The sequence below is a fragment of the Aquabacter sp. L1I39 genome (assembly GCF_017742835.1).
In the GTDB taxonomy this organism is placed as follows: Bacteria; Pseudomonadota; Alphaproteobacteria; order Rhizobiales; family Xanthobacteraceae; genus L1I39.
Genome location: NZ_CP072392.1, coordinates 1,730,451 through 1,756,126, shown reverse-complemented (window position 1 = coordinate 1,756,126; position 25,676 = coordinate 1,730,451). Strand labels below are relative to the sequence as shown.

The 25,676-nt window shown below is 66.0% G+C and carries 22 protein-coding genes; 10 read left to right on the top strand and 12 right to left on the bottom strand.

Annotated elements, in window-relative coordinates; all coding sequences use genetic code 11:
* Positions 1-15 precede the first annotated feature (15 nt).
* The 3 genes from J5J86_RS07605 to J5J86_RS07595 are packed head-to-tail and all read right to left on the bottom strand — an operon-like array spanning position 16 to position 2,829.
* Complete coding sequence (locus J5J86_RS07605) at positions 16-2,187, bottom strand: SLBB domain-containing protein (RefSeq protein WP_209104293.1); 2,172 nt, start codon at positions 2,185-2,187, stop codon at positions 16-18.
* A 1-nt stretch (position 2,188) separates the two neighbouring features.
* Positions 2,189-2,551 (bottom strand): hypothetical protein, encoded by a 363-nt coding sequence (locus tag J5J86_RS07600; protein ID WP_209104292.1) that lies wholly within the window; start codon positions 2,549-2,551, stop codon positions 2,189-2,191.
* Positions 2,548-2,829, bottom strand: a complete 282-nt coding sequence (locus J5J86_RS07595; protein WP_209104291.1) for an STAS domain-containing protein — start codon at positions 2,827-2,829, stop codon at positions 2,548-2,550. The genes J5J86_RS07600 and J5J86_RS07595 overlap by 4 nt, the downstream gene beginning before the upstream one ends.
* Positions 2,830-2,986: 157 nt before the next feature.
* On the opposite strand from J5J86_RS07595, the gene J5J86_RS07590 reads away from it, so the two are divergent.
* Both J5J86_RS07590 and J5J86_RS07585 read left to right on the top strand, forming a co-directional pair.
* A complete protein-coding gene (locus J5J86_RS07590; RefSeq protein WP_209104290.1) occupies positions 2,987-4,042 on the top strand; it encodes a glycosyltransferase in 1,056 nt (351 codons plus the stop codon).
* The gene (locus J5J86_RS07585; protein WP_209104289.1) at positions 4,039-5,856 is read left to right on the top strand and encodes a sugar transferase; all 1,818 of its coding nucleotides are present in this window, start codon (positions 4,039-4,041) and stop codon (positions 5,854-5,856) included. The genes J5J86_RS07590 and J5J86_RS07585 overlap by 4 nt, the downstream gene beginning before the upstream one ends.
* 9 nt (positions 5,857-5,865) lie before the next feature.
* Here the strand turns inward: J5J86_RS07585 and J5J86_RS07580 are convergent, their stop codons facing one another.
* From J5J86_RS07580 to J5J86_RS07570, 3 genes are all read right to left on the bottom strand, one after another.
* Positions 5,866-7,005, bottom strand: coding sequence for a glycosyltransferase (locus J5J86_RS07580; protein WP_209104288.1), 1,140 nt, complete (start codon positions 7,003-7,005; stop codon positions 5,866-5,868).
* On the bottom strand, positions 7,002-8,516 hold the full coding sequence (locus J5J86_RS07575; RefSeq protein ID WP_209104287.1) for an O-antigen ligase family protein: 1,515 nt from the start codon (positions 8,514-8,516) through the stop codon (positions 7,002-7,004). Before J5J86_RS07575 ends, J5J86_RS07580 begins: the two co-directional genes overlap by 4 nt.
* A gap of 186 nt (positions 8,517-8,702) precedes the next feature.
* The gene (locus tag J5J86_RS07570) at positions 8,703-9,734 is read right to left on the bottom strand and encodes a glycosyltransferase family 4 protein (protein ID WP_209104286.1); all 1,032 of its coding nucleotides are present in this window, start codon (positions 9,732-9,734) and stop codon (positions 8,703-8,705) included.
* 158 nt (positions 9,735-9,892) lie between these two features.
* On the opposite strand from J5J86_RS07570, the gene J5J86_RS07565 reads away from it, so the two are divergent.
* On the top strand, positions 9,893-10,591 hold the full coding sequence (locus J5J86_RS07565) for an orotate phosphoribosyltransferase (RefSeq protein WP_209104285.1): 699 nt from the start codon (positions 9,893-9,895) through the stop codon (positions 10,589-10,591).
* Positions 10,592-10,601: 10 nt separating this feature from the next.
* Positions 10,602-11,672, top strand: coding sequence for a quinone-dependent dihydroorotate dehydrogenase (locus tag J5J86_RS07560; RefSeq protein WP_209104284.1), 1,071 nt, complete (start codon positions 10,602-10,604; stop codon positions 11,670-11,672).
* A 13-nt stretch (positions 11,673-11,685) separates the two neighbouring features.
* Here the strand turns inward: J5J86_RS07560 and mscL are convergent, their stop codons facing one another.
* A complete protein-coding gene (mscL, locus tag J5J86_RS07555) occupies positions 11,686-12,102 on the bottom strand; it encodes a large conductance mechanosensitive channel protein MscL (protein WP_209104283.1) in 417 nt (138 codons plus the stop codon).
* A 297-nt stretch (positions 12,103-12,399) separates the two neighbouring features.
* On the opposite strand from mscL, the gene fabA reads away from it, so the two are divergent.
* The 6 genes from fabA (at position 12,400) to J5J86_RS07525 (ending at position 19,112) form a co-directional block, all read left to right on the top strand.
* Positions 12,400-12,933, top strand: coding sequence for a 3-hydroxyacyl-[acyl-carrier-protein] dehydratase FabA (fabA, locus tag J5J86_RS07550; RefSeq protein WP_209104282.1), 534 nt, complete (start codon positions 12,400-12,402; stop codon positions 12,931-12,933).
* A 55-nt stretch (positions 12,934-12,988) separates the two neighbouring features.
* The gene (gene fabB, locus J5J86_RS07545) at positions 12,989-14,206 is read left to right on the top strand and encodes a beta-ketoacyl-ACP synthase I (protein WP_209104281.1); all 1,218 of its coding nucleotides are present in this window, start codon (positions 12,989-12,991) and stop codon (positions 14,204-14,206) included.
* A 136-nt stretch (positions 14,207-14,342) separates the two neighbouring features.
* On the top strand, positions 14,343-15,191 hold the full coding sequence (gene fabI / locus J5J86_RS07540) for an enoyl-ACP reductase FabI (protein ID WP_209104280.1): 849 nt from the start codon (positions 14,343-14,345) through the stop codon (positions 15,189-15,191).
* 201 nt (positions 15,192-15,392) lie between these two features.
* Entirely contained in the window at positions 15,393-16,169 is a 777-nt protein-coding gene (locus J5J86_RS07535) for a bestrophin-like domain (RefSeq protein ID WP_209104279.1), read from the top strand.
* 75 nt (positions 16,170-16,244) lie between these two features.
* On the top strand, positions 16,245-17,021 hold the full coding sequence (locus J5J86_RS07530) for a bestrophin-like domain (protein WP_209104278.1): 777 nt from the start codon (positions 16,245-16,247) through the stop codon (positions 17,019-17,021).
* Positions 17,022-17,099: 78 nt separating this feature from the next.
* The gene (locus J5J86_RS07525; protein WP_247658215.1) at positions 17,100-19,112 is read left to right on the top strand and encodes a methyl-accepting chemotaxis protein; all 2,013 of its coding nucleotides are present in this window, start codon (positions 17,100-17,102) and stop codon (positions 19,110-19,112) included.
* Between the two features lie 79 nt (positions 19,113-19,191).
* Here J5J86_RS07525 and pnp read toward each other — a convergent pair whose 3' ends face one another.
* From pnp to rbfA, 5 genes are all read right to left on the bottom strand, one after another.
* Positions 19,192-21,375, bottom strand: coding sequence for a polyribonucleotide nucleotidyltransferase (gene pnp / locus J5J86_RS07520; protein ID WP_209104277.1), 2,184 nt, complete (start codon positions 21,373-21,375; stop codon positions 19,192-19,194).
* 304 nt (positions 21,376-21,679) lie between these two features.
* Positions 21,680-21,949, bottom strand: coding sequence for a 30S ribosomal protein S15 (gene rpsO / locus J5J86_RS07515; protein ID WP_209104276.1), 270 nt, complete (start codon positions 21,947-21,949; stop codon positions 21,680-21,682).
* A 258-nt stretch (positions 21,950-22,207) separates the two neighbouring features.
* Complete coding sequence (locus J5J86_RS07510) at positions 22,208-23,815, bottom strand: ABC transporter substrate-binding protein (RefSeq protein WP_209104275.1); 1,608 nt, start codon at positions 23,813-23,815, stop codon at positions 22,208-22,210.
* A 247-nt stretch (positions 23,816-24,062) separates the two neighbouring features.
* Positions 24,063-25,175 carry a tRNA pseudouridine(55) synthase TruB gene (gene truB / locus J5J86_RS07505; protein ID WP_446698666.1) on the bottom strand — a complete coding sequence of 371 codons (1,113 nt, stop codon included), beginning with the start codon at positions 25,173-25,175 and terminating at the stop codon, positions 24,063-24,065.
* Positions 25,172-25,588 (bottom strand): 30S ribosome-binding factor RbfA, encoded by a 417-nt coding sequence (gene rbfA, locus J5J86_RS07500; RefSeq protein WP_209104273.1) that lies wholly within the window; start codon positions 25,586-25,588, stop codon positions 25,172-25,174. Before rbfA ends, truB begins: the two co-directional genes overlap by 4 nt.
* Positions 25,589-25,676: the final 88 nt, after the last annotated feature.

The window sequence follows — 25,676 nt, the reverse complement described above, 5'->3', positions numbered from 1 at the left end:
CCCTTCTTCGGACGGTCAGCCGCCAAAGGCTGCGATCAGAGCGACGACAGGTATGATGTTCTGCAGAGCGTCGACGAAGATCTTCCATTCGCTCTGGTTGATGTTGGGTACATAGACCGTGTCGCCGGGCCGTACCACAGGCAGCTTCGTAATGTCGCCCGTGCGGGCGAATTCGATCAGGTTGAACACCCGTGCCTGCTCGCGGCAGCAGCCGAGATTGACCACCACGATCTTCTGCGCATAGGCGTCGTTGCTGGGTCCGCCGGCCTCGGCCAGGAGGTCGAGCAAGGTCATGTCGGCAATGAAGCGGTAGCGCCCCGGCTTGTTGACGGCGCCCAGCACGCGCACCGTGGTCTCCTTGGGATCCTCGAACCAGTCCTTATTGGTGCGGTCGGGGATGAAGATCACGTCGCCGTTACGCACCTTGGGCAGGAGGCGCTCGTCGCCGGTGGCGAAGTACTGGGCCAGGTTCACCTGCGTGACCTTAGAGCCGGGCAGCCCGCGATGTGAGACGCGCACATTGCGCAGGTCCGCCGTCGAGGTCGGCCCGTTGGCGGCGGTCAGGATATCCAGGAAGGTCATGCTCTTGTTGAAGGCGTAGCGCCCCGGCACGGCCACCTGGCCCATGATGTAGATGACATCTTCCTTCGCCATCTGCACCCACTTGCCCTTGTTGTCGACGGGCGATTCCGGCAGTTCGGGCACGCGGATGACGTCGCCCGCCTGGATCTTCGGCAGGTCATTGACGCTGCCGCCATTGGACAGGAAGGCGCCCAAGTCGAAGATCATGGGCTTGCCGTCGCCGCGCGCCCGCACGATCTGGATATGGGCGATGTCGCCGCGCTGGTTCGGCCCGCCAGCTTCGCCCAGAAGGTCCATCAGGCTCATTTCCGACGACCATTCATAGCGGGACGGCTTGTTGACGGCGCCGATCACCTCCACGGCCCGGGTGGGCGGGATCTTCAGCCACGACGGCCGGTCGGCGGATTCGATCTTCTCCGGAACATAGATGGCATCGCCCGGCATGATGTCCGGCAGTGCCTTCTTGTCGCCTTCCGTGTAGGCGGCGAGGTTGAAGGGCACCACCGAGCCGTCCGCCTTCAGGATGCGCAGGCGCGTGGTTTCGGCATAGCGCGTGGGTCCACCGGCATTGGCAAGGATTTCCAGGAGCTTGGCGTCCGGCGGTGCCTCCAACGAGCCGGGACGGTTGACCTCGCCGATGACATAGACAGTGCGTACGGAGCGGCGGATCTCCTCCTCCTGGCGGGGGACGAAGATGGTGGCGCCGGGGCGCAGCGGGGGCATCAGCTTGGCATCGCCGGTGTCGAGGAAGCGGCGCAGGTTGAACACCGCAGGCTCGCCGCCCTCTATGACGCGGATCTGGTCGATGGAGGCATAGCGGGTGATGCCGCCTGCCCGCATGATCATGTCCACCACCGTCAGTCCATCCTTGAAAGCGAACGAGCCGGGACGGTTCACTTCGCCGAACACCTTGATGGCCTGCGTGCTTTCTGCCGCGTCGCCCTGTTCAGCCAGGGTGCGGCCGTCGAAATTGATCTGCACGTTGCCGGTGGCCGGCGAGGAGGGCACAAAGATCACGTCGAGGGGCTGGAGCTGGGGGATATCCTTAGGATTTCCGGTGTCCAAATACCTCTTATAATCGAACACGATCACGCGGTTGCCGCGCCGGACCTGCAACTTGTCCAGCTGGGCGCCCTGCAACAGTCCACCCGCGGCGGTAATGGCTTCCTGGACCGTGGCATTGGCGGGGAGGTCCACCTCGCCCGGCTTGCCCACATAGCCGAGAACCGTGATGTAGAGGCGCCGCTCCTTCAGGGTGACGGCCAACCGGCCGACATCACGATAGGCCTTTGACAAGGCGTTGCGGATCAGCGTTCCCGCCTCCGTGACGGTGCGGCCGGCCACTTCCACCTGTCCCACTTCGGGCAGCGTCACGCGGCCGCGCCGGTCGATGGGCAGGTCGGTGTTGAGCGCAGGCTCGCCCGGCAGCGCGATGGCCAGGATATCGCCGGCCCGCAGCCGGGCGTCATCATCCGCGCCGGCGGACTGCGCGCTGGCGGCGCCAGGCAGGGCCAGCAGGAGAAGAAGCAGGGACCAGGCAAAAGCGATCAGCCGCAGCGGGGGCCACGGCTGGGGGGCGGTCAGGTGCGGTCGGATCACCCTCATGTCATGGGCCCTTCCGAGAAGTGGTGGCTTCCGCCACCTCGCGCTCGACCTTGTTCAACTGCTGCTTGAGCTTGGCGATCTCGATTTCCGCGTCCTCGGGAAAGCCGCCTTCCGAGAGCCGTCGAACCTGGATCATCATCAACTCTGCGTCCTGGAAGGCGGCGGCGGCATAGTAGCGGGCATTGCGCTCGGCGAGGCGGAACAGGCGCTGCTGCAACGCATCGATTCGCGCATCCGTGGACGGGCGCCGCTCCGCCAGCCCGCCGGTCCCCTCGGGTGGCCAGGGCGTGAGGGAGACGTTGGCGCAGCCCGACAAAGTGAGGCCCATGGTCAGGAGCAGGAGAGGGGTGCCGCGCGGGATCATGCCTTGCGTCCGCCTTCGATCAAGTCGGAGAGGCGCAGATGAGTGATGAGCTGGAGCGGCTGGCCGCTCGCCCCGCGCAGCCGAAGCTTGCGGCCGGCGATGCGCAATCTCTTGTAAAGGAACACGATTCCACCAATTCCGGACGAATCGACGAACTCCACGCCGGACAAATCGAGGGTCACGTCGTCCGCGCCGCCGCCCAGCTCCTCGAACAGAGGCTTCAGGCGGGTCATGGCCGCGGCGTCCATGTCGTCCGTGATCTCCACCAGCCTAGCCATGACACTCCCCCGAGCGACGTCCGATCGCGTCGTCGCGGAACGCTGCGACGCAGCGCTCTCGCTCTCGCAACAACAAATGATTTACCTTAATAGCGGGTAAAGATCGGCTGATTTGGTGCCGATCAGCAACCGTTGGGAGACGGCCGTGGCGGGCGGAATGGTGCAAATCGTTCAACGCCTTAGCCCTGGAGGTATCGAGACGCTGTCGCTCGATCTGGCCTCAAGGCTCCCCGGCGTCAATCCGGTGCTGAGCCTGGACTGGAGCACCGCCCAAATTCGCGCCCACTGGCCGGCGACAGCTTCGTTTTCGGTGGAGGGGCTGGAGAAGCCGGCGGGGTTGCAGCCGGCCTTCGTGCTGCGCCTCGCGCGGCGGCTGCGCGCGCTGAAGCCCAGAGCGGTGGTCACTCACCATATCGGCCCCCTGCTCTATGGCGGTCTCGCCGCCCGTCTGGCCGGTGTGCCCGTGGTGGCCTATGTAGAGCATGATGTCTGGCATTATGGTGCGCCGCGCCGGCGCCAGATGGCGCGTGTCCTCTCGGCGCTGGTCCGGCCGCGCGTGGTGGCTGTTTCCGAGGGGGTGGCCAAGGTGGTGCGGGGGGGCATGCCGTGCTGCCGGGTGCGCGTGATCCGCAATGCCATCGATACCGATCGCTTCCGGCCCGCCGACCAAAATGCCGCGCGGGAGAGCCTCGGCTTGCCCCTTCGCGTGCCCCTGGTCGGCACGGCGGGGCGCATGGAGGAGGTGAAGGGCCATGACGTGCTCATCGCCGCGATGACTAAATTGCCCGGAGTGCACCTGGCTCTGGTGGGTCACGGCAGCCGCGAGGGCGCCTTGCGGGCGCAGGCCGCTGCGCTGGGGCTTGCGAACCGCGTGATCTTTCTCGGTCATCGGGGCGACATGCCTGCCGTCTATCCGGCTTTCGACGTCATGTGCTTGCCGTCGCGCAATGAAGGGCTGCCCCTTTCGGTGCTGGAGGCGCAGGCCTGCGGGGTGCCGGTGGTGGCGAGCCGTGTGGGATCGGTGGAAGAGGGGATCTGTCCGGAGAGTGGTGAACTGGTGCCGCCGGGCGACCCGGCCGCGCTCGCGGGCGCGCTCCAGACCACCCTTCAAGCACCGCGTCCGGCCGACCTGCGCGCCTTCGTTCTCGACCATTTCTCGTGGGACCGCATGGTGGCGGCCTATGAGGAACTGACGGACCTTCCCCGGCCATGAAGCCGACCCTCGAAATCCTGTTCTGGGCCAGCGTGATCGGTGTGGTCTATCACCACGCGCTCTATCCCCTTCTGCTGCGGGCGCTCGCCCGCCGCCGTCCGTTGCCTGCCGTGCCCGCCGCCTTGCCGGCAGATGCGCTGCCGCCCATCACCCTGGTCATTCCCGCCTATCAGGAAGCCCGCTTCATCGCAGGAAAGCTGGAGGATTGCGCGCGGCTCGACTATCCGCACCACCTCCTCACGGTCATCGTCGCCTGTGACGGCTGCACCGACGGCACCGAGGAGGCGGCCCGCGCCGCGCTGACATCACCAGCTTGCGCCGGCCTGAACGCGCAAATCCGAGCCTTCCCGCTCAATCGCGGCAAGGTGGCGGTGCTGAACGATGTCATCGGGAGCCTGAAGCCGGGCATTGTCGGCCTGTCCGACGTCTCCGCCCATCTGTCGCCTGACAGCCTGAAGCGGGCGGCAGCCCACTTTGCCGATCCCGGTACTGGGGTGGTCGCCGCCACCTATGCGCTGCGGCAGGCGGGCAGCGCCGGGGAGGCACGCTATTGGGCCTATCAGACGGCCATCAAGGCGGACGAGGCCGCACTGGCGGCGCCAATCGGCGTGCATGGCGCCTTCTACCTGTTTCGCCGCGAGCTCTTCACGCCGCTTCCCGCCGATACCATCAATGACGATGTGGTCCTGCCCATGCGCATGGTCGCCGCCGGGGCGCGTGCCATCTATGACCGCGGCATGGTGGCCTATGAGGAGGAGCGCACCGAGCGCGGCCAGGAATTCCGCCGCCGGGTCCGCATCGCTTCGGGCAATGTGCAGCAGGCGCTGCGGCTGGTGGCCCTCGCCGACCCTCGCAGACCTGGACTCGCCTTTGTGTTCCTGTCCGGCAAGGCCTTGCGGGCGCTGGCTCCGGTCCTGCTGGTGCTGGCGTTCGCGACAAATCTGGTGCTCGCCTTCACAGGGTCTGCCCTGTACGTGCTCGCATTTGCGGGACAGGTCGCCTTTTATGGCTTCGCCACCGCCGCAATCCTGGCACCGGAGGCGCTGCCGAAGCCGGCGCGGCTGGCGGCCTATTTCGTGGAAGGCCATGCGGCGGGGCTGGTGGGTGCCTTCCGGCAGGTGACTGGACGGGACAAGGGGCGCTGGGCGCGGGCTGGGGAGAGCAAGGTGGAACTGGACGGGGAAGACTTCACGCATCCCTTGGTGCGCGTGGGGAAGCGGGCGTTCGACATCGTCGTCGGCGCCATCGCGATGATGGTGCTGATCATCGTCTTCATACCGGTGGCCCTCGCCATCAAGCTCACATCCAAGGGGCCGGTCTTCTATCGCCAGATCCGCGTCGGCCAGTCGACGCCCACCTGCACGCACCTCTTCTATCTGTATAAGTTCCGCACCATGCGTGTGGATGCCGAGGCACGCACCGGCGCGGTGTGGGCCTCGGCCAACGATCCGCGGGTGACGCCCATCGGCCGCTTCATGCGCAAGACTCGCATCGACGAACTGCCCCAGGCCATCAATGTGCTCAAGGGGGAGATGTCGATCGTCGGGCCGCGGCCGGAGCGGCCGGTCTTCTTTCAGAAGCTGGAGACCGAGATCCCCTTCTATGTGGAGCGCACCTTCGGCTTGAAACCGGGCATTACCGGCCTTGCCCAGGTCAATCAGGGCTATGACGCCTCAATTGAGGATGTGCGCTCCAAGGTCTCCTACGACCACGCTTATGCCATGCGCCTCCTGGATCCGGTGGACTGGATCAAGACCGACCTGTGGATCATCCTGCGGACCTTCACCACCATGGTGCTGGGTAAGGGGCAGTAGACGGCGCCCTTAAAGGCTGGAGAGCAGGCACTCCACCTCCTGCGCCCGCACATCCCAGCTCTCTCCGGCCACCGCCGCGCGGCGGGCTGCGGCTGCCTCACGGGACGTGGTGTCGGATGCCGCAAGGATCGCAGGCGCCAGGTCACCACCCGGATCGATAGCGCTGACGTGGTTCTCATAAGGCTGCAGCGCGGGAAAACGTGTTGCCGCCACCGGTGTTCCGCTCGCCAGATACTCTCGCAATTTCAAAGGATTGCAGGCGCGGATCTGGGGCGTGTCGCGGAACGGGATCAGGGACACCGTCCAATTCTGCACGTAGCCGGGCAGGGCATGATGGGGGCGCGGGCCGAGGAAGACTACATTCGGCAGACGGGCCAAGGGGGCAACATCGGTATGCACGGCCCCGACGAAAACGAAGCGCCAGCCGGGCAGGGCCTGCGCCGCCCGCGCGATCATCGCGATATCCAGCCAGTCCGAGATGCTGCCATAGAAGCCGGCCACAGGACCCTCCGGCAGGTCTACCGGGCGTGCCGCCGCAGCGGCGAAGAGGTCGTAGTCCACACCGTGGGGCACGAGGTGCGTCTTTTCGACCGGAAACCGGGCGGCCAGCGCGGGGCTCGCCGCAATCACGAGATCCGCTTGAGCCACCAGACGCTGCTCCATGTCCAGCACGGGCGCATGGTCCACGCCGGAGAGGGCGCCGAAATCGTCGCCGCAATAATAGACCACCGCCCGTTCCCCAGCCGTGCCGAGGGCGGCCACGGCACTCGGCAGCGATGCCCACAGGATGGGGCGACGGATGCCTGCGGCGGGAAGAACCGTGCCCAGTTGCCGGGCGAGCGAGGCATGGTTGAGCCATTCCACCAGGGGGTTGCCCGGCCACGAAACAACGCGCGGCGACATCACCTGGAGCCCGGCGGGAAGCTCCGGCGTTCGGCCTGGCCCGGAGGGAGGCGCACGGTGCCGCAGCATGGCGCGCACCTTTCGGGCGACGCGCTTGAGGTCGTGGGCGTCGAGCCTGGGCCGGCGCAGGCCGAGCGAATTGACCCAGAGCACCCGATGGTGCGCCAGAAGACGCCCCACCAGGTGCTGAGTGGAGGAGGGATGGCCACCCCAGTCTTCGCCGAACACGACGAGGTCCGTGCTCACGGTGCGGAGGCTCCCAAGCGGAAGGTGGCGGATCGGGGGGGCTGGAGCGCCTGCCCTGGGATGCTGCCATTCGCTTCGGCGGCAGTGTCTCTGGCTGGAAGCGGAGGCAGGTCGGCGGCCAGCGCAGGTTCCTCCGGCTGATCAAGCGAGAGCACCCGTGACAGTGCGACCGTCATGGCGAAGATCATGTAGAAGGGCCAGGAAAAGCCCTGGGTGAGGAAGGTGCCGGAGACGCAGAAGCTCGCCAGTCCGCCAGCCAGGGCGACGGCGGCGGTCTTCAGCCGCGGGTCCACGTCCCGGCTGTCCACCACCTTGAGCGAGCGCCGCGCCACCAGGGCCGTCGCGCCCACCATGGTCAGGAATACCGCGACGCCGGGAAATCCCGTCTCGGCCAGGATACCGAACCAGGTGGAATGCACCGCGTGCGGCTTGCCGTCCCAATCATTGGTGAAGAAGAAGTAGTTGGGCGCGAAGTTGGCGAGGCCCACGCCGGTGAGTGGCCGCGCCTTGGCCATGTTCCAGGCCGTTTCCCAGGCGTTGAGGCGGCCCTGCGAGGATTCGTCGATCCCTTCCTCCGCCGCCCCGCCCGATTGTCGCCCGGAAATGCCCGCCACCGCGAACAGCCCGATCACGCCCACCACACCGATGGTGATGAGCAGGGCTTTGCTCTTGATGAAGCGGCTGCCCAGCAGGGCAAGCACGGCCGTGATGCCCAGCAGGCCACCGCGGCTCTGGGTGCAGATGATGCCGGCAAAGATGGTGCCGAAACCCACAAGGCCCAGAAGGCGGTCGAAAATGTTCACCCGGCTGATGATGAGCGAGCCGGCAAAACTCAAGGGAAAGAGCAGGGCGAGGGCTAGGTCGTTGGGGTCGCCCAGCACCGATCCGGTGGCCCGCCCGATGGTCACGCGGGTGCCTTCTACGAGGCCGATCCCGTTCAGCTTGTTGTAGATGGCAACGCTCGCCACCGCCGAGCCGAAGATCACGAACATGCGGTTGATGAGGTGGAAGTCGCTTGGGGTCCGGGTGGTCCAGGCCACGATGACCGTGATGAGGCCTACTTTCGAGAACAGGTCGGACCATTGCTTATAGGCCAGTTCCCGCGACACCGCGGTGGCCACCGTCGCGCTGGCGATGAGGAAGAAGATGGCGAAGATGGTGAGTTCGCGGGTCCAGAAGGGCTTCATGGTCCGGGCCAGCACCAGATGCCAGAACACCATGATGATGGATATCAGCGCCAGGGTCTGCGGGATCTTCCAGGGATTGAGGACCTCGAACGCCTCATGCACCCGCAGGAAGGAGAAGATCACGAACAGAATGACGGGAATGGCGGGCCGGTCAAAGCCCATGACCACCACAATCGCCAAGGCGCCGAGCAGCACCGGATATACCGCCCCCTCCACGCCGATCCACAGGTAGAACATGGTACCCGTGGCGACGAGCGCGATCAGGATGTCCCGCCAGTGGCTGACGGTGCGCTTCAGGGGCGGCGGCTGGTAAAGGCCTTCCATTGCGTGAAAATCTCGTCGCCGTCGGGCACGGGCCGGATGCGGGGCGCCCGATCCTCTCGGGTCCGCGCCGGGTGTCGTGAATGGCCCTCATCCAAGAAGGCGGTTCGTCCCCCTGGATAATGGCACATGCCCCGCGAGGAAAGCACAGCCACCGATCCCGCGCACCTGCGAACCGTCTCTCCTTGGTTAGACCGGCGCGATGCGGTCATAGAGCGCGAGGAGATCGCCGAGCCGGGCTTTTGTCCCATAGCCGTCCCGTGCGGTGCGCCAGGCGGCCTGGGACCAGGACATTCGGTCCTTCGCGCCACCGGCGTGCCATGCGATGATGGCGGCTTGGGCCGCATCGAGATCACCGGTCGGAAACAGCCACCCGTTCTGGCCGGGGCGGATCAATTCCGGCAGCGCGCCGAGCGCGCTCGCAGCCACCGGCCGGCCGGCCGCCATGGCCTCAATGGCGGCGTATGGCAGGCCCTCGGCGCGGGAGGGCATCAACAGAAGCCCGATGTGCGGCCAAATGGCTGTGGGATCGGTCACCAGACCGTGGAAGTGCACGACGTCCCCATAGGACGCCTCAAGCTCCGCCCGGAGTGGACCTTCCCCGAACATCTCGAACGACACATCCGCCGCCTTGCCGCTTTCGGCGACACGTCGGGCGAGGGCGCAGAACAGGTCGGGGCCCTTCTCCGGGCTCAGCCGGCCCACAAAGCCCACCACCCGGGAGTTGGGTGGCAATGGCGGTACAGAAGGGACGGGGATGAAATTCGTCAGGATACTCACCGGTTGGGGCAGGCGCGCGGCGATGGGTGCGCTGACCGCGATGCGGGTGCCAAGCCGTGAGCTGATCTCGTCGAGGGTCTGATAGACCGAAACGGGGAAGGGCGCTCGTTCGCCGGCATGAAAGGTCGAGGCGCAGGGTATGCCGGCCATGCGGGCCGCCAGCCGACCGAGGATGCCCGCTTTGTAGCCGTGAGTGTGCACGAGCCTCGGTCGCTCGGCCTTGAGGCGCGCAAGCAGGCTCCCGAAGCGCCCGTCAAGCACGGTGAAGGCCACGCCCTCCGCCCTCAGCCGGGCAAGGAAGGGGCTGTCGCCATGATCGGCCAGCAGCACCACACGGCAGGGGTGACCCGCTTCGCTGAGCGCCTGCGCCAGCACCGTCACGTGCCGCTCGATGCCGCCGATGCCCCGTGCATCCAGAAGCTGCCAGATCTCGCCCGCCACGCCGTCCCCCCTCCGTTGCGCCCGCCGTGCCATTTGCGCAGGACAGCCATGTCCAGGTCAGGCCCCAAGCCGAACCTGCAGGGGGCATTTCCCATGGCGCCGCGCGCGGCCTCTGATATATGCCCAACCCATCGGGGTCGAACGAGGGGAAACCGCCCATGACCAGTGTCACAGCTTTTCCGGACAAGGCCACCATCGCGGAACTGACCGCGAAGATGATCATCGAGGTGGGGGCGGTGGGCTTCTCGACCGGCGAGCCCTTCATCTTCACGTCCGGCTGGGCGAGCCCCGTTTATATCGATTGCCGCCGGCTCATCTCCTTCCCGCGCGTGCGCCAGACGCTGGTGGATTTTGGCGTCTCCACCATCTATCGCGACATCGGCTTCGAGCAGGTGGACACGGTGGCGGGCGGCGAGACGGCGGGCATTCCCTTTGCCGCCTGGATCGCGGACCGGATGATGCTGCCCATGCAATATGTGCGCAAGAAGCCCAAGGGCTTCGGCCGCAATGCGCAGATCGAGGGCTTCCTCGAGCCCGGCAAGCGCGTCCTGCTGGTGGAGGACCTGACCACCGATGGCCGCAGCAAGGTGAATTTCGTCCAGGCCCTGCGCAATGCGGGCGGCGAGTGTGGCCACTGCTTCGTCTTCTTCTATTACGACATCTTCGCCGAGGCGCAGGGAATCCTGGATGATGCGGGCCTGTCCCTGCATCGCCTGTGCACCTGGTGGGACATCCTGGCGGCGGTGAAGAAGATGGATCGCTTCCCGCCCCAGCAGATCGCCGAGATCGAATCCTTCCTGCACGATCCCCATGGCTGGTCCAAGGCCCATGGCGGGGCCTCCCACGCCAGCGAGTGATTGCGGCATCATGGATCTCTACGGCCTCGCCCGTCCCTTTCTGCCGCTTGTCTCGCCGGAGACAGCCCACGGCTTGACCGTCCGCGCGCTCGCCGCCGGCTTGCGCCCCGTGCGGCCTGCGCCGGACGATCCGGTGCTGGCCTCGCGCCTGTGGGGGATGGACTTTCCAAACCCCGTGGGCCTCGCCGCCGGCTTCGACAAGCATGCGGAGGTGGTGGACGAGGTGCTGGGCCTGGGCTTCGGCTATGTGGAAGCGGGGTCGGTGACGCCCCGCCCGCAACCAGGCAATCCCAAGCCGCGCCTGTTCCGGCTGGACGAGGACGAGGCGGTCATCAACCGCTTCGGCTTCAATTCGGAGGGGCTTGGCCCGTTCGTGGAGCGGCTCACCAGGCGCCGGGCGGCGGGAGCGACGGGCATCGTCGGTGCCAACCTCGGAAAGAACAAGGAAACCGCCAATGCGGCGGATGACTATGATGCCGGCATCCGCGCCACCTGCGGTCTCGCCGACTATCTGGTCTGCAACTTATCTTCGCCCAACACCCCGGGCCTTCGCGCGCTGCAGGCGCGCAGCGAGATGGCGGCGGTGATCGGCACGGCCCGCAATGCGCGCGACGAGACCATTGTAGAGCCGGCAAAGCGCCCTCCCCTCCTGGTGAAAATCGCCCCCGACCTCGACGATGCCGCCCTTGCCGACATTGCCGAGGTGGTGCTGGAAGAGAATGTGGATGGCGTCATCATCGGCAACACCACCTTGTCGCGGCCTGCCAGCCTGAGGAGCACGCACAAAAGCGAGACCGGCGGCCTGTCCGGACGTCCGCTCATGAGCCTGTCCACGGAGCGCCTCGGTGCGTTTGCCCGCCTTGTCGAGGGCCGGGTGCCGCTGATCGGGTGCGGCGGCATCGCTTCCGGCGCGGATGCCTACGCCAAGATCCGGGCCGGGGCGAGCCTGGTGCAGCTTTATTCGGCGCTGGTGTTCCAGGGCCCCGCCCTGGTCGGCCGCATCAAAGCGGAACTCGCCGCCCGCCTGAAGGCGGACGGCTTTTCCTCCCTCGCGCAGGCCGTCGGCGCGGACCTGCGCTAAGACCCGGGCCGCCTCAGGCCTCGCGCTTGGCCAGCAGGTCGCGGATTTCCTCCAGCAGCACCTCGGTGCGGGTGGGGGCCACCGTCGGCTTCACCGCCTCCTGCTTCTTCAAGGCGTTCATGGCGCGCACGACAAAGAACAGGATGAAGGCGACAATGACGAAATTGATGGCCAGCGTGATGAAGCGCCCATAGGCCACCACCGCGCCCTGCCGACGGGCCTCCTCCAGATTGTCCGCCGTCACGCTGGAGGCCAGCGGGATGAAGTAGTTGGTGAAGTCCAGGCCGCCGGTGACCGCGCCGATGATCGGCATGAAGATGTCGGCGACGAGAGAGCTGACGATATTGCCGAAGGCGGCGCCGATGATGACGCCGACCGCCAGGTCGACCACGTTGCCCTTCATGGCGAATTCGCGGAATTGCTTGAGCATGGCTCTCCTCTCCCAGTGCCGGTGATCCCGAGGTGACAACGCACCCGCCCCGCTCCGGTGCCAGCGCCAGCTTGGCTTGTCCTGCGCGAATTGTCGCCTCCCGCCGCTTCTTTCCGCCGGCGTGGTATTTTTGGCGCTCCAAAGAGCGGGCGTGACGCTTTCATGACTTTGAGCGCGGCGGCGCCTATGTTAGGGAGTGCGCCGGTCGGCGAGGGATGCGGGTGGCGATTTGATCGCGCCGCGCTTTGAGCCGCAAGGAATCATCCCTTCATGGGCAGCATGGCGATACCAGCGAGAATGGCGGACCGGCAGACCAGTTTTGAGTATGAAGACCTCCTCGCCTGCGGGCGCGGTGAGCTTTTCGGCCCCGGCAACGCCCAGCTGCCGCTGCCTCCCATGCTCATGTTCGACCGCATCTCGGAGATCTCCGAGACCGGCGGCGCGTTCGGCAAGGGCTTCGTGCGCGCCGAGCTGGCGGTGAAGCCCGACCTCTGGTTCTTCCCTTGCCATTTCAAGGGCGATCCGGTGATGCCCGGCTGCCTCGGGCTTGATGCCCTCTGGCAGATGGTGGGCTTCTTCCTGGGCTGGCTGGGCGCCCCTGGCCGTGGCCGGGCGCTCGGCCTCGGCGAACTGAAATTCTCCGGCCAGGTTCTGCCGAACATGCAGAACGTGGTCTATGGCGTGGATTTCAAGCGCGTGATGCGCTCCAAGCTGGTGCTCGGCATTGCGGATGGCTGGCTGTCCGCCGATGGCGAGATCATCTATCGGGCAAAGGATCTGAAAGTCGGCCTGTTCCAGCAGGATGCGGCGCCGTCGGCCATTGGCGGCTGACAAGGCATCGCCATCTTTGCGGGGCAGGGTGCGGTTTTCCACCTGAGGAAGTGACATGCGGCGCGTTGTCGTCACCGGGATGGGCATTGTCTCGTCCATCGGAAACTCCACGCAGGAGGTGCTCGCCAGCCTGCGCGAGGCCAAGAGCGGGATCTCCTTTGCGAAGGACTATGCCGATCTGGGCTTTCGCTCGCACGTCCATGGCGCGCCCAGCCTGAATGCGGAAGAGGTCGTGGACCGGCGCGCCATGCGCTTTCACGGCGGCGGCACCGCCTGGAACCATGTGGCCATGGACCAGGCGATCCGGGATGCGGGCCTTGAGGCTCACGAAATCTCCAACGAGCGCACCGGCATGGTGATGGGCTCGGGCGGCTCGTCCACCCGCACCATCGTCGAGGCCGCCGACACCGCCCGCACCAAGGGACCCAAGCGCGTCGGTCCGTTCGCGGTGCCGAAGGCCATGGCCTCCACCGCCTCGGCGACGCTGTCCACCTGGTTCAAGATCAAGGGACCGAGCTATTCCATCTCGGCCGCCTGCGCGACCACCAATATCTGCATCGGCAATGCCTATGAGCAGATCGCCTATGGCAAGCAGGACCGCATGTTCGCCGGCGGCTGCGAGGACCTGGACTGGACCCTGTCCGTCCTGTTCGACGGCATGGGCGCCATGTCTTCCAACTATAATGACCGCCCGGCGGTCGCCTCCCGCGCCTATGACAAGGACCGGGACGGCTTCGTGATCTCCGGTGGCGCCGGCGTGCTGGTGCTTGAGGATCTGGAAGTCGCCAAGGCCCGCGGCGCGCGCATCTATGCCGAGATCGTCGGCTATGGCGTGTCGTCCGACGGCGCCGACATGGTCGCCCCCTCGGGTGAGGGCGCGGAGCGGGCCATGCGGCTGGCCATCGCCGACATCAAGGCACCGATCGACTATATCAACCCGCACGCCACCTCGACTCCCATCGGTGACCTGAAGGAGATCGAGGCGATTCGCGCGGTGTTCGGTGACAAGGCGCCGCCCATCTCGGCCACCAAGTCGCTGACCGGGCACTCCCAGGGTGCCACCGGCGTGCATGAGGCGATCTATTCCGTCCTGATGATGCAGAACGGCTTCATCGCCAAGAGCGCCAATATCGACGAGATCGACCCGGCGTTCGCAGACATGCCGATCCTGCGGGAGCGGATGGACGACGTGGCGCTCGGCCATGTGCTGTCCAACGGCTTCGGCTTTGGCGGCGCCAATGCCTGCCTGGTGCTCAAGCATCCCAACGCCTGACCGGCGGATGGTGCAAAATCGTTAAGGCCCTTGGGGCGATTGTGCGGAAAGCACGGACCAGCGCCCGTGCGCAGGTGGCGCCGGCCGATCAGGTCTGCTATCGCCCCTGCCAGTGTCTGACGAAGGATAGCCAGCGATGCAGGACCTGATGAAGGGCAAGCGCGGCGTGGTGATGGGGGTGGCCAACGACCACTCCATCGCATGGGGAATCGCGAAGGCCCTTGCGGGTCAGGGAGCGGAACTGGCCTTCACCTATCAAGGCGACGGCATGGCCAAGCGGGTGCGCCCGCTGGCCCAGAGCCTCGGCTCCAGCCTGATCCTGCCGTGCGACGTGGAAAACCTCGCCAGCGTGGACGAGGCCTTCAGCCGGCTCAAGGAAGAGTGGGGTGCCATCGACTTCCTGGTCCATGCGGTGGCCTTCTCCGACAAGTCCGAGCTTAAGGGCCGCTATGCGGACACCACGCGGGACAATTTCTCCCGCACCATGGTGATTTCCTGCTTCTCCTTCACCGAGGTGGCCAAGCGGGCGGCGGCGCTGATGCCGAACGGCGGCTCGCTCATTACGCTGACCTATGGCGGCTCCACGCGCGTCATGCCCAATTACAATGTGATGGGCGTGGCCAAGGCGGCGCTTGAGGCCTCGGTGCGCTATCTGGCGGCGGACTATGGCCCGGTGGGCATCCGCGTGAACGCCATTTCCGCTGGTCCGGTCCGCACCCTCGCTGGCGCCGGCATCGCCGATGCGCGGCTGATGTTCAACTATCAGCGCCGGCACGCGCCCCTGCGCCGCACTGTCACCATTGAGGAAGTGGGCGGCTCTGCCCTTTATCTCCTGTCGGAACTGTCCACCGGCGTGACCGGCGAGGTGCATTTCGTGGACAGCGGGTACAACATCATCTCCATGCCCCATCCTGACGTCCTCAAGACGCAGGAGGACGCGGAAGCCAAGCTCGCCAGCGAGGTGCCGGCCGACGCCGCGGAGTGATCCGCGCCAACCCCGGCTCCCCCGCGGAGCCGGGCCGGCATGTGGACTGCCGCATGGGGGGGCGGCCGCACGCGGTCACACGGCCAAAGGCATGATATTTCCGGGTTTTAGGTTGCCCACGGCAGCGCCTCCTCACTAAAGTGCCGTCCTGCGCCCGCATGGGCACACCTGACGTCTCCTCCCTTCCATAAGCTCCGCACGATGACTTCCTGGACCGTCGCGGCTCTGTCCTTTGCCTGCATGTTCGGGGGCGCCCTCGGCGCCCTGGCGCTGGCGTCCCGGCTTCCTGAACATCACCTCTCCTCTGCCACGCAGGATACGGTGAAGCTCGGCGTGGGCATGATCGCTGCCGTGGCCTCGCTGATCCTGGGCCTGATGGTGGCCTCCGTTCAGGGCTCTTTCAGTTCCACCGGAACCGATGTGCGCAGCTACGCGCTTTCGCTGCTCTCCGTGGATGTGGATCTTCGCCACTATGGGAAGGCGGCCTGCCCCGCCCACGCCCTCCTTAGCGACTATGCGCGTGGAGTCCTGGTGCAGACTTGGGCGGATGCGCCCGCCAGGCTTCAGCCAAAGACGCACGCCCCGGCACAGGTCACCCTGTCTGAGCTTGACAACGTGGTGCGCGGGCTTGATCCCGCCACGGACAGCCTGAAATCCCTGAAGGACATTATCCTGGCCGAGATGCGTTCGGTGCTCACCGAGCGCTGGAAAGTGTCAGGCGACAGCAACTCCCAGATCCCCACCGCTTTCATCGTGGTTGTGATCTTGTGGCTTGCCCTCATCTTTTCCAGCTTCGGCCTGTTCGCCCCGCTGAACGCCGTGGTGGTGGGCGCCTTGTTTCTATGCTCGGCTTCCATCGCCGGGGCGCTGTTCCTGATCGTGGAAATGGCCGGTCCCTTCGATGGCGCCATCCAGGTCTCGCCGGACCCCCTCGTCGAAGTGATCACCTACATGGAAGCAAAACCCTGCCCGGGGTGATCGCCGCGCGCGGGCAAGACGGTCGTCGGTACATCGGGGTGGCCCGTCCGCCCCGCCAGAGGGAGTGGGGCAGGCATGGCGCCCTGGTTGACGTCGCTCATCGTCTTCATTTTCATGTTTGGCGGCGCCCTGGGTGCCCTGTTCGCAGCCCGCAAGCTGCCCGAGCATCATGTGTCCAAGGAGACCCAGGATACGGTGAAGCTTGGCGTGGGCATGATCGCGGCCATGGCGTCCCTCATTCTCGGGCTCATGACGGCGTCCGTGAAGGGCGGCTTCGACACAACGGACAAGGACGTTCATACTTATGCCCTGAACATCCTGACCGTCGACACCTATATGCGCCATTACGGTCCCGGCTCATGCGAGGCGCGGGCGCTGCTGCGGCGCTACACCCAGGGGGTCATCCAGGAAACCTGGCGAGGAGCGGACGATAGTGGGGTTCCCGACGCGGTAACCGGGGCGATCCTTCTCGACATTGACGCAGCGGTACGCGGCTGGACGCCACAGAATGACGACCAGCGCGCCATCCGATCCTCGGTGCTGGACCGGCTTCAAGGCCTTCTGGGCAGCCGCTGGACCATCAGCCAGGAGGCGGTGACCAACATACCCACCGTGTTCGTGGTGGTTCTGATCATCTGGCTCACGCTCATCTTCGTCAGCTTCGGGCTGTTCGCGCCTCGGAACGCGGTGGTTGTGGGCTCCTTGCTTCTCTGCTCCATGTCCATTGCCGGCGCGCTGTTCATCATTCTGGAGATGTCCGGTCCCTTCGACGGATTGATTACCGTCCAGCCCATTCCCCTGATCCGGGTCCTGGACGTCCTCACCCTGCAAGGCTGCGCCACGCCCACCTGAACTCCTCCTCCCCAAGTGCAAGGCTCGGGCAAGTCAAAGTGTGTTGGCTTGAGCGGTCTGAACATTGGGAGAGGTGGCATGCGCGGCATGCGGTTGGGTATCGGACTGAAGCTCGGTCTGGTCGCGGGCTTTCTGGTTCTCATGTCCGCGGGCGTGATCGTCAGCCGCCAGATCGCCATGGGCCGCATTGAGGAGGCCGTCGAAGATTCCCGCCGCCAAGCCGAAATCCTCAAGGATGCGGAGACGGTGGGCCTGCTTCTTGGCGCCGTACGGCTGAATGCCGGGGAATTGCGGCAATCCTTTGCGAGCCTGGACAATGACGACCTGCTGCGAAAGGTGAAGGTGGACGTGGCCGCCGCGCAGGGGAAGCTCAACCATCTGATGGAAATCGAAACGCACGAGGACGACAGAGAGACGTTCCGCACGCTGAAGGCGCGCCTCGCCGACATCGCCCGTACCGTGGCGGACATCCGTGAGACCCAGACCACCCAGCTCCAGGCGGTTGACAGCCGCATTGCCCTGGGCACCCGCGCGCGCGGAGCCTTTTCCATGCTCGCTGCGACGGCAACGGCGGCGGGAAAGACCGAGGCCACAGATGGCGCGCATCAGCTGGAGCAATTGCTCGACGGGATCAGCCTTGCGGCAGCGACCTTCATCCTGGAAGAGGATCGCAAGCAGCTGCTTCTGATTTCCGCCATGCAGGACCGGGGGATGCGGATCCTCGACGATCTCCAGGACGCCCTCGGCAAGTCCCCCGATCTCGACTCCGCCCGCTCGCTGTTCGACGGCTATGTGACTGCCATCCGCGAGGGGCTTGCGGAGATTCAGGCGCGGGAGAAGCTGGTCCAGGACGCTCTCGCACCTGCCACCCGCGAAGCGGCGAAGCTGCTTGCGACGGTCACCAAGGAGAGCGCGGAGCAGGCCGTTGAGGCGCAGGCCATCGCGAACGACGCCCTCGACGACGGGATGGGCCAGATTATGGCCCTTTCGATCGTCGCAATTCTCGCCTCGATCGCGGCCGGTGCCTATTCGATCGTCGGCGTTGCGCGTCCCCTGGCGCATGTGGCCGGCGCCATGGAGCGCGTCTCGGGGGGCGACCTCGAGACAGCCATCCCCCATGCCCGCCGGAGCGATGAGATCGGCGATCAGGCCCGCGCCCTTGCCTTCTTCCGCGACAGCCTCGTGGAGGCCGAGCGCCTGCGGGCCGCGCGGCAGGAGGAAGAGGCGGCGGCCCAGGCGAGGCGCAGGGAAGAGATGAACGGCCTCGCCCAGTCCTTTGAGGCCGCTGTCGGCGCGGTGGTGGACCTGGTGGCCAGTGCCGCCACCGAGTTGCAGCAGGCGGCCGAAAGCCTCAATGCCACGGCTGACGAGGCCACAAACGAAGCAGCGACTGTCGCAGCCGCCGCTCAGTTGGCGACGACCAATGTGCAGTCCGTCGCTGCGGCGATCGAGGAACTCTCCACCTCCGCGCGAGAGATCGGAGACCGTCTCCAGCATTCCTCGCAAATGACCGAGCAGGCGGTGAGCGAGGTGGAGACGACCAACGGCCAGATCAACGGTCTGCGCACGTCGGCCGACCAGATCGGCACAATCGTCAGCCTCATCGACACCATTGCCGGCCAGACCAACCTTCTGGCCCTGAACGCCACCATCGAATCCGCGCGGGCCGGGGAAGCGGGGCGGGGTTTTGCGGTGGTGGCGCAGGAGGTGAAGGAACTGGCCGGACAGACCGCCAAGGCAACTGCCGATATCGCCGCGCGGATCAACGGCATCCAAGACTCCACCGGCGACGTGGTGGTCTCCATTTCGAGCTTCAGCCAGACCATTTCCGAGCTTCGCGCGGCGGCGGCGGCCATTGCGGCCGCCATGGAGGAGCAGAACGCCACCACCGGAGAGGTGGCGCGCAGCATCCAGAGCGCGGCGAACGGTACGACCGAGGTTACCGCCAGCATCAGCGCAGTGGAGCGGGCGGCGCAGGCCTCCTCGGCGGCAGCCCAGCAGGTCCTGTCCTCGTCCCGGGACCTGTCCCGGCAAGCCGAGCATCTGCGACGCCAGGTGCGTGACTTCGTGCGGACGGTTAGGGCGGCCTGAGAACCCGTCAACGGACGGGCAAACAAAAAGGGCGGCCGCAGGGCCGCCCTTCTCTTTTCTGGAAAGGCAGAAGCGTGCCTCACTCGGCGGCGCCGGCCTCATCCTTGGCAGCGGCTTCCTTAGCGGCGTCCCGCTCGGCCTTTTCCTTGGCCTCGAGGTCCTCTCCCGTGGTCTGGTCGACCACCTTCATGGACAGGCGGGTCTTGCCGCGCTCATCGAAGCCCATGAGCTTCACCTTGACCTTGTCGCCTTCCTTGACCACGTCCGAGGTCTTGGCGACACGATCCTTGGCGAGCTGCGAGATGTGGACGAGGCCGTCCTTGGAACCGAAGAAGTTCACGAAGGCGCCGAAATCCACCACCTTCACGACCGTGCCGTCATAGATCTGGCCCACTTCCGGCTCGGAAGCGATGGACTTGATCCAGTTGATGGCGGCCTTGATGCTCTCGGCGGCAGCCGAGGCGATCTTGATGGTGCCGTCGTCCTCGATGTTGATCTTGGCGCCGGTCTTCTCGACGATCTCGCGGATCACCTTGCCGCCGGAGCCGATCACTTCGCGGATCTTGTCCACGGGGATCTGCATCACCTCGATGCGCGGGGCATGCTCGCCCAGTTCCGCACGGGCGGAGGTGAGAGCCTTGGACATCTCGTTGAGGATATGCGCCCGGCCATCCTTCGCCTGGCCGAGGGCGACCTTCATGATCTCCTCGGTGATGCCGGCGATCTTGATGTCCATCTGGAGCGAGGTGACGCCGCGCTCGGTTCCGGCAACCTTGAAGTCCATGTCGCCCAGATGATCCTCGTCGCCGAGGATGTCCGAGAGAACAGCGAACTTCTCGCCTTCCAGGATCAGGCCCATGGCGATGCCGGCCACGGGACGGCGCAGGGGCACGCCCGCATCCATCAGGGCCAGCGAGGTGCCGCAGACGGTGGCCATGGAGGAGGAGCCGTTGGACTCCAGGATCTCCGAGACAACGCGCAGGGTGTAGGGGAACTCATGCTTGGCGGGCAGCATGGGGTGGATGGCGCGCCAGGCGAGCTTGCCGTGGCCGATCTCGCGGCGGCCGGGAGAGCCCATGCGGCCGGTCTCGCCCACGGAGAAGGGCGGGAAGTTGTAGTGCAGCAGGAAGTGCTCCTTGTAGGTGCCTTCCAGGCTGTCGATGAACTGCTCGTCCTCGCCGGTGCCGAGGGTCGCGACCACCAGGGCCTGCGTCTCGCCGCGGGTGAACAGCGCCGAGCCGTGGGCCCGGGGCAGGATGCCCACTTCGGAGACGATGGGGCGCACGGTGCGCACGTCGCGGCCGTCGATGCGCACGCCCTCGTCGAGGATGTTCCAGCGCACGATCTTGGCTTCGAGGCCCTTGAGCACCTCGGACAGGACCTGCGGGGCGGGGGCCTGCTGGCCCTCCACGGCGAGGCCTTCGAAATACTTCTTCACCTTGGCCTTGGCCTGGGCGACGGCCTCGTAGCGGGCCTGCTTCTGCACGATCTTATAGGCGGCGCGCAGGTCGGCCTCGGCGATCTCGCGGATCTTGGCCTCAAGGGCGGAGTGATCCTCGGGCTCGAAGGCGCGGGGTTCCTTGGCGGCCTTCTCGGCCAGGCGGATGATGGCCTCGATCACCGGCTGGAAGTGGCGGTGGCCGAACATGACCGCGCCGAGCATGATCTCCTCGGGCAGTTCCTTCGCCTCGGACTCCACCATGAGCACGGCGTCGGAGGTGCCGGCAACCACCAGGTCGAGGGCGCTTTCCTTCACCTCTTCCAGGGTGGGGTTGAGCACATATTCATCACCGATGAAGCCGACGCGGGCGCCGCCGATGGGACCCATGAAGGGCACGCCGGAGAGCGTCAGGGCCGCGGAGGCGGCGACCATGGCGACGACGTCGGGGTCGTTCTCGAGATCATGGGCGAGAACGGTGACCACCACCTGGGTGTCGTTCTTGTAGCCGTCGGCGAACAGCGGGCGGATGGGGCGGTCGATGAGGCGGGAGACCAGGGTCTCCTTCTCGGACGGACGGCCCTCGCGCTTGAAATAGCCGCCGGGGATGCGGCCGGCCGCGTAGGTCTTTTCCTGATAGTTCACGGTCAGGGGGAAGAAGTCCTGGCCGGCCTTGGGCTCCCGGGCGGAAACCACGGTGGCGAGAACGGTGGTGTCGCCATAGCTGGCGAGCACCGCGCCATCGGCCTGGCGGGCCATCTTGCCCGTCTCCAGGACCAGCGTGCGACCGCCCCAGTCCAGCTCCTCGCGGTGGATGTCGAACATGGAATGTCTCTCTCTATTGCGCGAAGCGGGAGAGCCATGTGCAAGACGGCCGGACGCGCCGCCCGTTCATCGTCCCCGGATTGGGGCGATGCACGACGGTAGCGTCCGGCGATCCTGCCATGACTTTCCCTAGACTTCGCGGGCGCGCGGCGGACCCCATGTCCGTCACGATGCGTCGCCGCGTCATGCGGCGCGCTTGGGCGCGATCCCATGCGATGGAGGCCACCGCACCGGGACGCGCCCTTGGGACCCAAGACCCTTCGGGCCGGCCATCACGCCGGCGCCCGAAGGGCCGGGAGCCCTGTCAGCGACGCAGGCCGAGCCGCTCGATCAGCGACTTGTAGCGACCTTCGTCCTTGCGCTTCAGGTAGTCGAGGAGGCTGCGGCGCTGGGACACCAGCTTCAGCAGGCCGCGACGGGAATGGTTGTCCTTGTTATGGGACTTGAAGTGCTCGGTCAGGTTGGAGATGCGCTCGGAGAGGATCGCAACCTGCACCTCGGGCGAACCGGTGTCGCCGTCCTTGGCCCCATAGTCCTTGATGAGCGCCTGCTTGCGCTCTGCCGTGATCGACATCGGATTATCCTTTCGGTTGAGAAGGGCGGCAATCGCCACCGCCATTTCAGGCGGAACCGGGATTGCCAGACCGTCGACGGGCCGGGCCGGGATGTCGTCCAGCGCGGTCCAGGTCGAACGGAAGGGTTGCGCCCCCTTTCGGGAGCGCGGCTGAACTATACACAAAATCCGGGTGCGAGCCAGTGCAAAGTCCGGCGGGCCTTCAAGGCCCGCCGGGTCGTGCGCCCGTTGGTTGCAATGGGTCGCGGAGCGCCACGTTCACTTCATGCCGATGGTGGTCAGATCCTGGAACCAGTGTTGGGCCTGCACGAAGTCCTTCACCTTGGGGGAGAGGGCATGGGGGTTGGTGTCGTGCACCACCCAGACGAGGGCCGCATCATCCACCACCTGCTCATGCACCTTGGCCATCAGCTCGTCCTGCTTGGCGACGTCGAAGGTGCGCTTCGCCTCGTCGATGAGGGCATCCACCTTGGGATTGGAATAATAGCCCCAGTTCACCCCCACCGGCGCCACCTGCCGGGAATCGAAGAAGCGGATGAGCGCATAGAGCGGGTCGGACGTCACATAAGCGATGTTGTTGGCGGTAATGCCGGCATTGATGGGGTCCTTCGCCCCCTTGCGCCAATGGGTATAGAGCGCCTCCAGCTCCACCACTTTGAACTCCACGTCCACCCCGATCTCCTTGAAGGAGGCCTGGAGATATTCGTTCATGGGCAAGGACAGCATCTGGCCCGTGCCGCCGGTGGCAATGATGAAGGTGGCCTTGACCGGCTTTTCCTTGGAATAGCCGGCTTCCTTCACCAACCGCGCAGCTTCGGCCGGGTCGTACTTCAGGTCGAAGGTGGGCTTGCCGAACCAGGGGCTCTGCGGGTCCACCTGGCCCTTGGCGGGCTTGGCGAGGCCGTTCATGAGGGCGACGATGCCGTCGCGGTCGACAGCCAGATTTAGCGCCTTGCGCAGGCGCACGTCGGTCCAGGGCGAACCGGGCAGGACTGAGAGGTGGTAGTTCCACACGTGCGGGGTGACGTTGTCGACGATCTTGATGCCGGCTGCTTTCAATTGCGGCACGGCGTCGGGCGCGGGGGTCTCGATGAGGTCCACCTGGCCAGCAAGCAGGGCATTGGTGCGCGTGACGGCCTCAGGGATGGGTATGAGCACCATCCGGTCCGCCTTGGGCAGTCGGTTCTTGTCCCAATAATCGGGATTGCGCACCAGTTCCAGGCGCTCGCGGGGGACCAGCTTGTCCATCTTGAACGGACCGGTGCCCGACGGGCTGGCCGCGAACTTGTCCCAGTCCTTGCCGAGCTTTTCATATTGCGCGGGGCTCGACACCAGGAACCAGAGCATCTGGTAGGGGAAGAAGCTGTCCACGTCCTTGGTGGTGATCTCCACCGTGTAGTCGTCCACCTTGCGATAGGAGGCGACGGAGGGCAGGCGGGTCTTCACCTGCGCGGACTGGCGCTTATCGAACTGGGGTGACTTCTCGTCCAGCACCTTGTCCAAGTTCCAGATCACCGCATCGGCGGTGAAGTCGGAGCCGTCATGGAACTTGACGCCCTTGCGCAGGGTGAAGATCCACTTCTTCTGGTCTGCCGGGTCTACCTTCCATTCGGTGGCGAGGCCCGGCACCAATTTGCCGGGCCGATCGGCCACGTTCATTTCCCAGGCGACCAGTGGGTCGTAGAGGGTGTAGCCGGTGAATTGATAGGCACCTGCACCTCGATCAGGCTGTCCCGTGGTCTGCGGGATGTCGGCCATGGAGATGCCGTAGCGCACCACATTTTCGGCCTGGGCTGCCATGGGAGCGCCGGCCGCAAGGGCCAGCGAGACAAGGGCGGAAGAGAGGAAGGACAATCCGAAGCGCATGGGCTCGCTTTCCGGGGTTGATGAAGGCCCTCCCCACGCAAGTTGCATGCCGTATTTGGGATGCAACAGCGCATCGCGCTCACATTTTTGTATACAACTTTCGTTGGGCCTCTCGTAGCGTCAATGCCACCTTCGAGCGCGGCCCGCGGCCCCAGACGCAAAAAGGCCGCCGAAACGCAGGTTCGGCGGCCTTGAGGCTTGCGAAATGTCGGAGAAAGCCGGCCGGAGCCGCCTCGCGGTCCCGGTCTCAGGCAGACCGGCGCATGGGCTTGGGCGCAGACTTGGCCCAATTGAATACACGATGTGGCCGAACCTCGCCGCCCGCCATGTCGCCGATGGCAATCAGCGAGCCCTGGCAGGACACCGCCACATGCCCCTCATAGATGGGCGCATCGCGCCCACGCAGGATTACGTTCTGGCCGCAGCGCATGCGGTGCGCATCGGACGGGGTGACGGCGATCTCCGGCAGTTCCTCCAAGGCGCAGCCCACGTCCGCCATGGCCTCGGACAAAGCGGGCATGCCCGCATCGGCGCGGTCGCGCAGCTCGTCGAGGGGAACGAGGTCCTCCTCCAGGAACGGGCCGACGGCGGTGCGACGCAAGGTCGAGACATGGCCGCAGGTGCCCAGCGCCCGGCCGAGGTCGCGGGCGATGGAGCGCACATAGGTGCCCTTGCCGCACTCGGCCTCGATCACGACATGGTCGGCGTCCGGACGGGACACGATTTCCAGGCGGTGAATCACCACGGGGCGGGCCTCCAGCACCACGGTCTCGCCCTCCCGGGCCAGATCATAGGCGCGCTCGCCCTGGATCTTGAGCGCAGAATAGACCGGCGGCACTTGCATGATCTCGCCGCGGAACTGGTCGAGCGCCGCTTCGATCTCGGCGTCGGCGGGGCGAACATCGGAGGTCGCGACGGGCGAGCCTTCCGCGTCATCGGTGTCCATCTCGATGCCGAAGCACACGGTGAAGCGATAGGTCTTGCGGCCGTCCATCACATAGGGGACGGTCTTGGTGGCCTCGCCGAAGGCGATGGGCAGGCAGCCGGACGCCAGCGGATCCAGCGTGCCCGCATGGCCGGCCTTCTTGGCGCCGAACAGGCGCTTCACCACGGTGACCGCCTGGGTGGAGGTCATGCCGATGGGCTTGTCCAGCAGAACCCAGCCGTCAATGTCGCGCTTGGGCTCGCGCGGCTTGTTGGGGTCGCGCTGGGGGCGGCGCGGCGGCTCACCGGCGCGCTTGTAGCGCGGCCGGTCATAGTCCGACGCGGGCGCAGTGGCCGGAGTCAAGACGGCGGTGTCCTGTGCGGCGTCGTGGCCGTCATCTTGCTCCGGGGAGCGGTCATCGGCGATGGGCATCATTGATCCGTTTCGTTCTCGCCATCGGTCTCAAGGTCTCGGGCCACGTCGGGTGAACGCAGCAAGGCGTCGATGCGCGCGCCCTCGTCGAACGAGGTGTCCTTCCGGAAGCGCAGCTCAGGCACCGACTTCAGCTCCACCCGGCGCGCCAGTTCCGTGCGCAGGAAGCGCGCATTGTCGGTCAAGGCCTTCAGCACTGGCGCAATGTCCTTGCCGCCGAGTGGCATAACGAAGCAGGTGGCGATCTTCAGGTCCGGTGACATGCGCACTTCGGGCACGGTGATGATGTGCCCGGAGAGCACCGGGTCGATATGGTCGCCACGCGAAAGCACGTCGGCCAGAGCGTGGCGCACCAGTTCGCCGACGCGCAGCATGCGCTGGCTGGGGCCGGCGCCGGTCTTGTTCTGTTGTCTCATGGTCCTTCATCCGACGGCGCGGCGCGCCCGTCGCTCCTCACGCGAGACGGGGCGGAATCGGACCGCCGCATCTCATAAAAACGCCCTC

What these genes read in the sequence shown, in the direction of transcription:
- J5J86_RS07605 (WP_209104293.1), bottom strand. Translation starts at nt 2,187, where the DNA reads ATGAGGGTGATCCGACCGCACCTGACCGCCCCCCAGCCGTGGCCCCCG.
- J5J86_RS07600 (WP_209104292.1), bottom strand. Translation starts at nt 2,551, where the DNA reads ATGATCCCGCGCGGCACCCCTCTCCTGCTCCTGACCATGGGCCTCACT.
- J5J86_RS07595 (WP_209104291.1), bottom strand. Translation starts at nt 2,829, where the DNA reads ATGGCTAGGCTGGTGGAGATCACGGACGACATGGACGCCGCGGCCATG.
- J5J86_RS07590 (WP_209104290.1), top strand. Translation starts at nt 2,987, where the DNA reads ATGGTGCAAATCGTTCAACGCCTTAGCCCTGGAGGTATCGAGACGCTG.
- J5J86_RS07585 (WP_209104289.1), top strand. Translation starts at nt 4,039, where the DNA reads ATGAAGCCGACCCTCGAAATCCTGTTCTGGGCCAGCGTGATCGGTGTG.
- J5J86_RS07575 (WP_209104287.1), bottom strand. Translation starts at nt 8,516, where the DNA reads ATGGAAGGCCTTTACCAGCCGCCGCCCCTGAAGCGCACCGTCAGCCAC.
- J5J86_RS07565 (WP_209104285.1), top strand. Translation starts at nt 9,893, where the DNA reads ATGACCAGTGTCACAGCTTTTCCGGACAAGGCCACCATCGCGGAACTG.
- J5J86_RS07560 (WP_209104284.1), top strand. Translation starts at nt 10,602, where the DNA reads ATGGATCTCTACGGCCTCGCCCGTCCCTTTCTGCCGCTTGTCTCGCCG.
- mscL (WP_209104283.1), bottom strand. Translation starts at nt 12,102, where the DNA reads ATGCTCAAGCAATTCCGCGAATTCGCCATGAAGGGCAACGTGGTCGAC.
- fabA (WP_209104282.1), top strand. Translation starts at nt 12,400, where the DNA reads ATGGCGGACCGGCAGACCAGTTTTGAGTATGAAGACCTCCTCGCCTGC.
- fabB (WP_209104281.1), top strand. Translation starts at nt 12,989, where the DNA reads ATGCGGCGCGTTGTCGTCACCGGGATGGGCATTGTCTCGTCCATCGGA.
- fabI (WP_209104280.1), top strand. Translation starts at nt 14,343, where the DNA reads ATGCAGGACCTGATGAAGGGCAAGCGCGGCGTGGTGATGGGGGTGGCC.
- J5J86_RS07535 (WP_209104279.1), top strand. Translation starts at nt 15,393, where the DNA reads ATGACTTCCTGGACCGTCGCGGCTCTGTCCTTTGCCTGCATGTTCGGG.
- J5J86_RS07530 (WP_209104278.1), top strand. Translation starts at nt 16,245, where the DNA reads ATGGCGCCCTGGTTGACGTCGCTCATCGTCTTCATTTTCATGTTTGGC.
- J5J86_RS07525 (WP_247658215.1), top strand. Translation starts at nt 17,100, where the DNA reads ATGCGCGGCATGCGGTTGGGTATCGGACTGAAGCTCGGTCTGGTCGCG.
- pnp (WP_209104277.1), bottom strand. Translation starts at nt 21,375, where the DNA reads ATGTTCGACATCCACCGCGAGGAGCTGGACTGGGGCGGTCGCACGCTG.
- rpsO (WP_209104276.1), bottom strand. Translation starts at nt 21,949, where the DNA reads ATGTCGATCACGGCAGAGCGCAAGCAGGCGCTCATCAAGGACTATGGG.
- J5J86_RS07510 (WP_209104275.1), bottom strand. Translation starts at nt 23,815, where the DNA reads ATGCGCTTCGGATTGTCCTTCCTCTCTTCCGCCCTTGTCTCGCTGGCC.
- truB (WP_446698666.1), bottom strand. Translation starts at nt 25,175, where the DNA reads ATGATGCCCATCGCCGATGACCGCTCCCCGGAGCAAGATGACGGCCAC.
- rbfA (WP_209104273.1), bottom strand. Translation starts at nt 25,588, where the DNA reads ATGAGACAACAGAACAAGACCGGCGCCGGCCCCAGCCAGCGCATGCTG.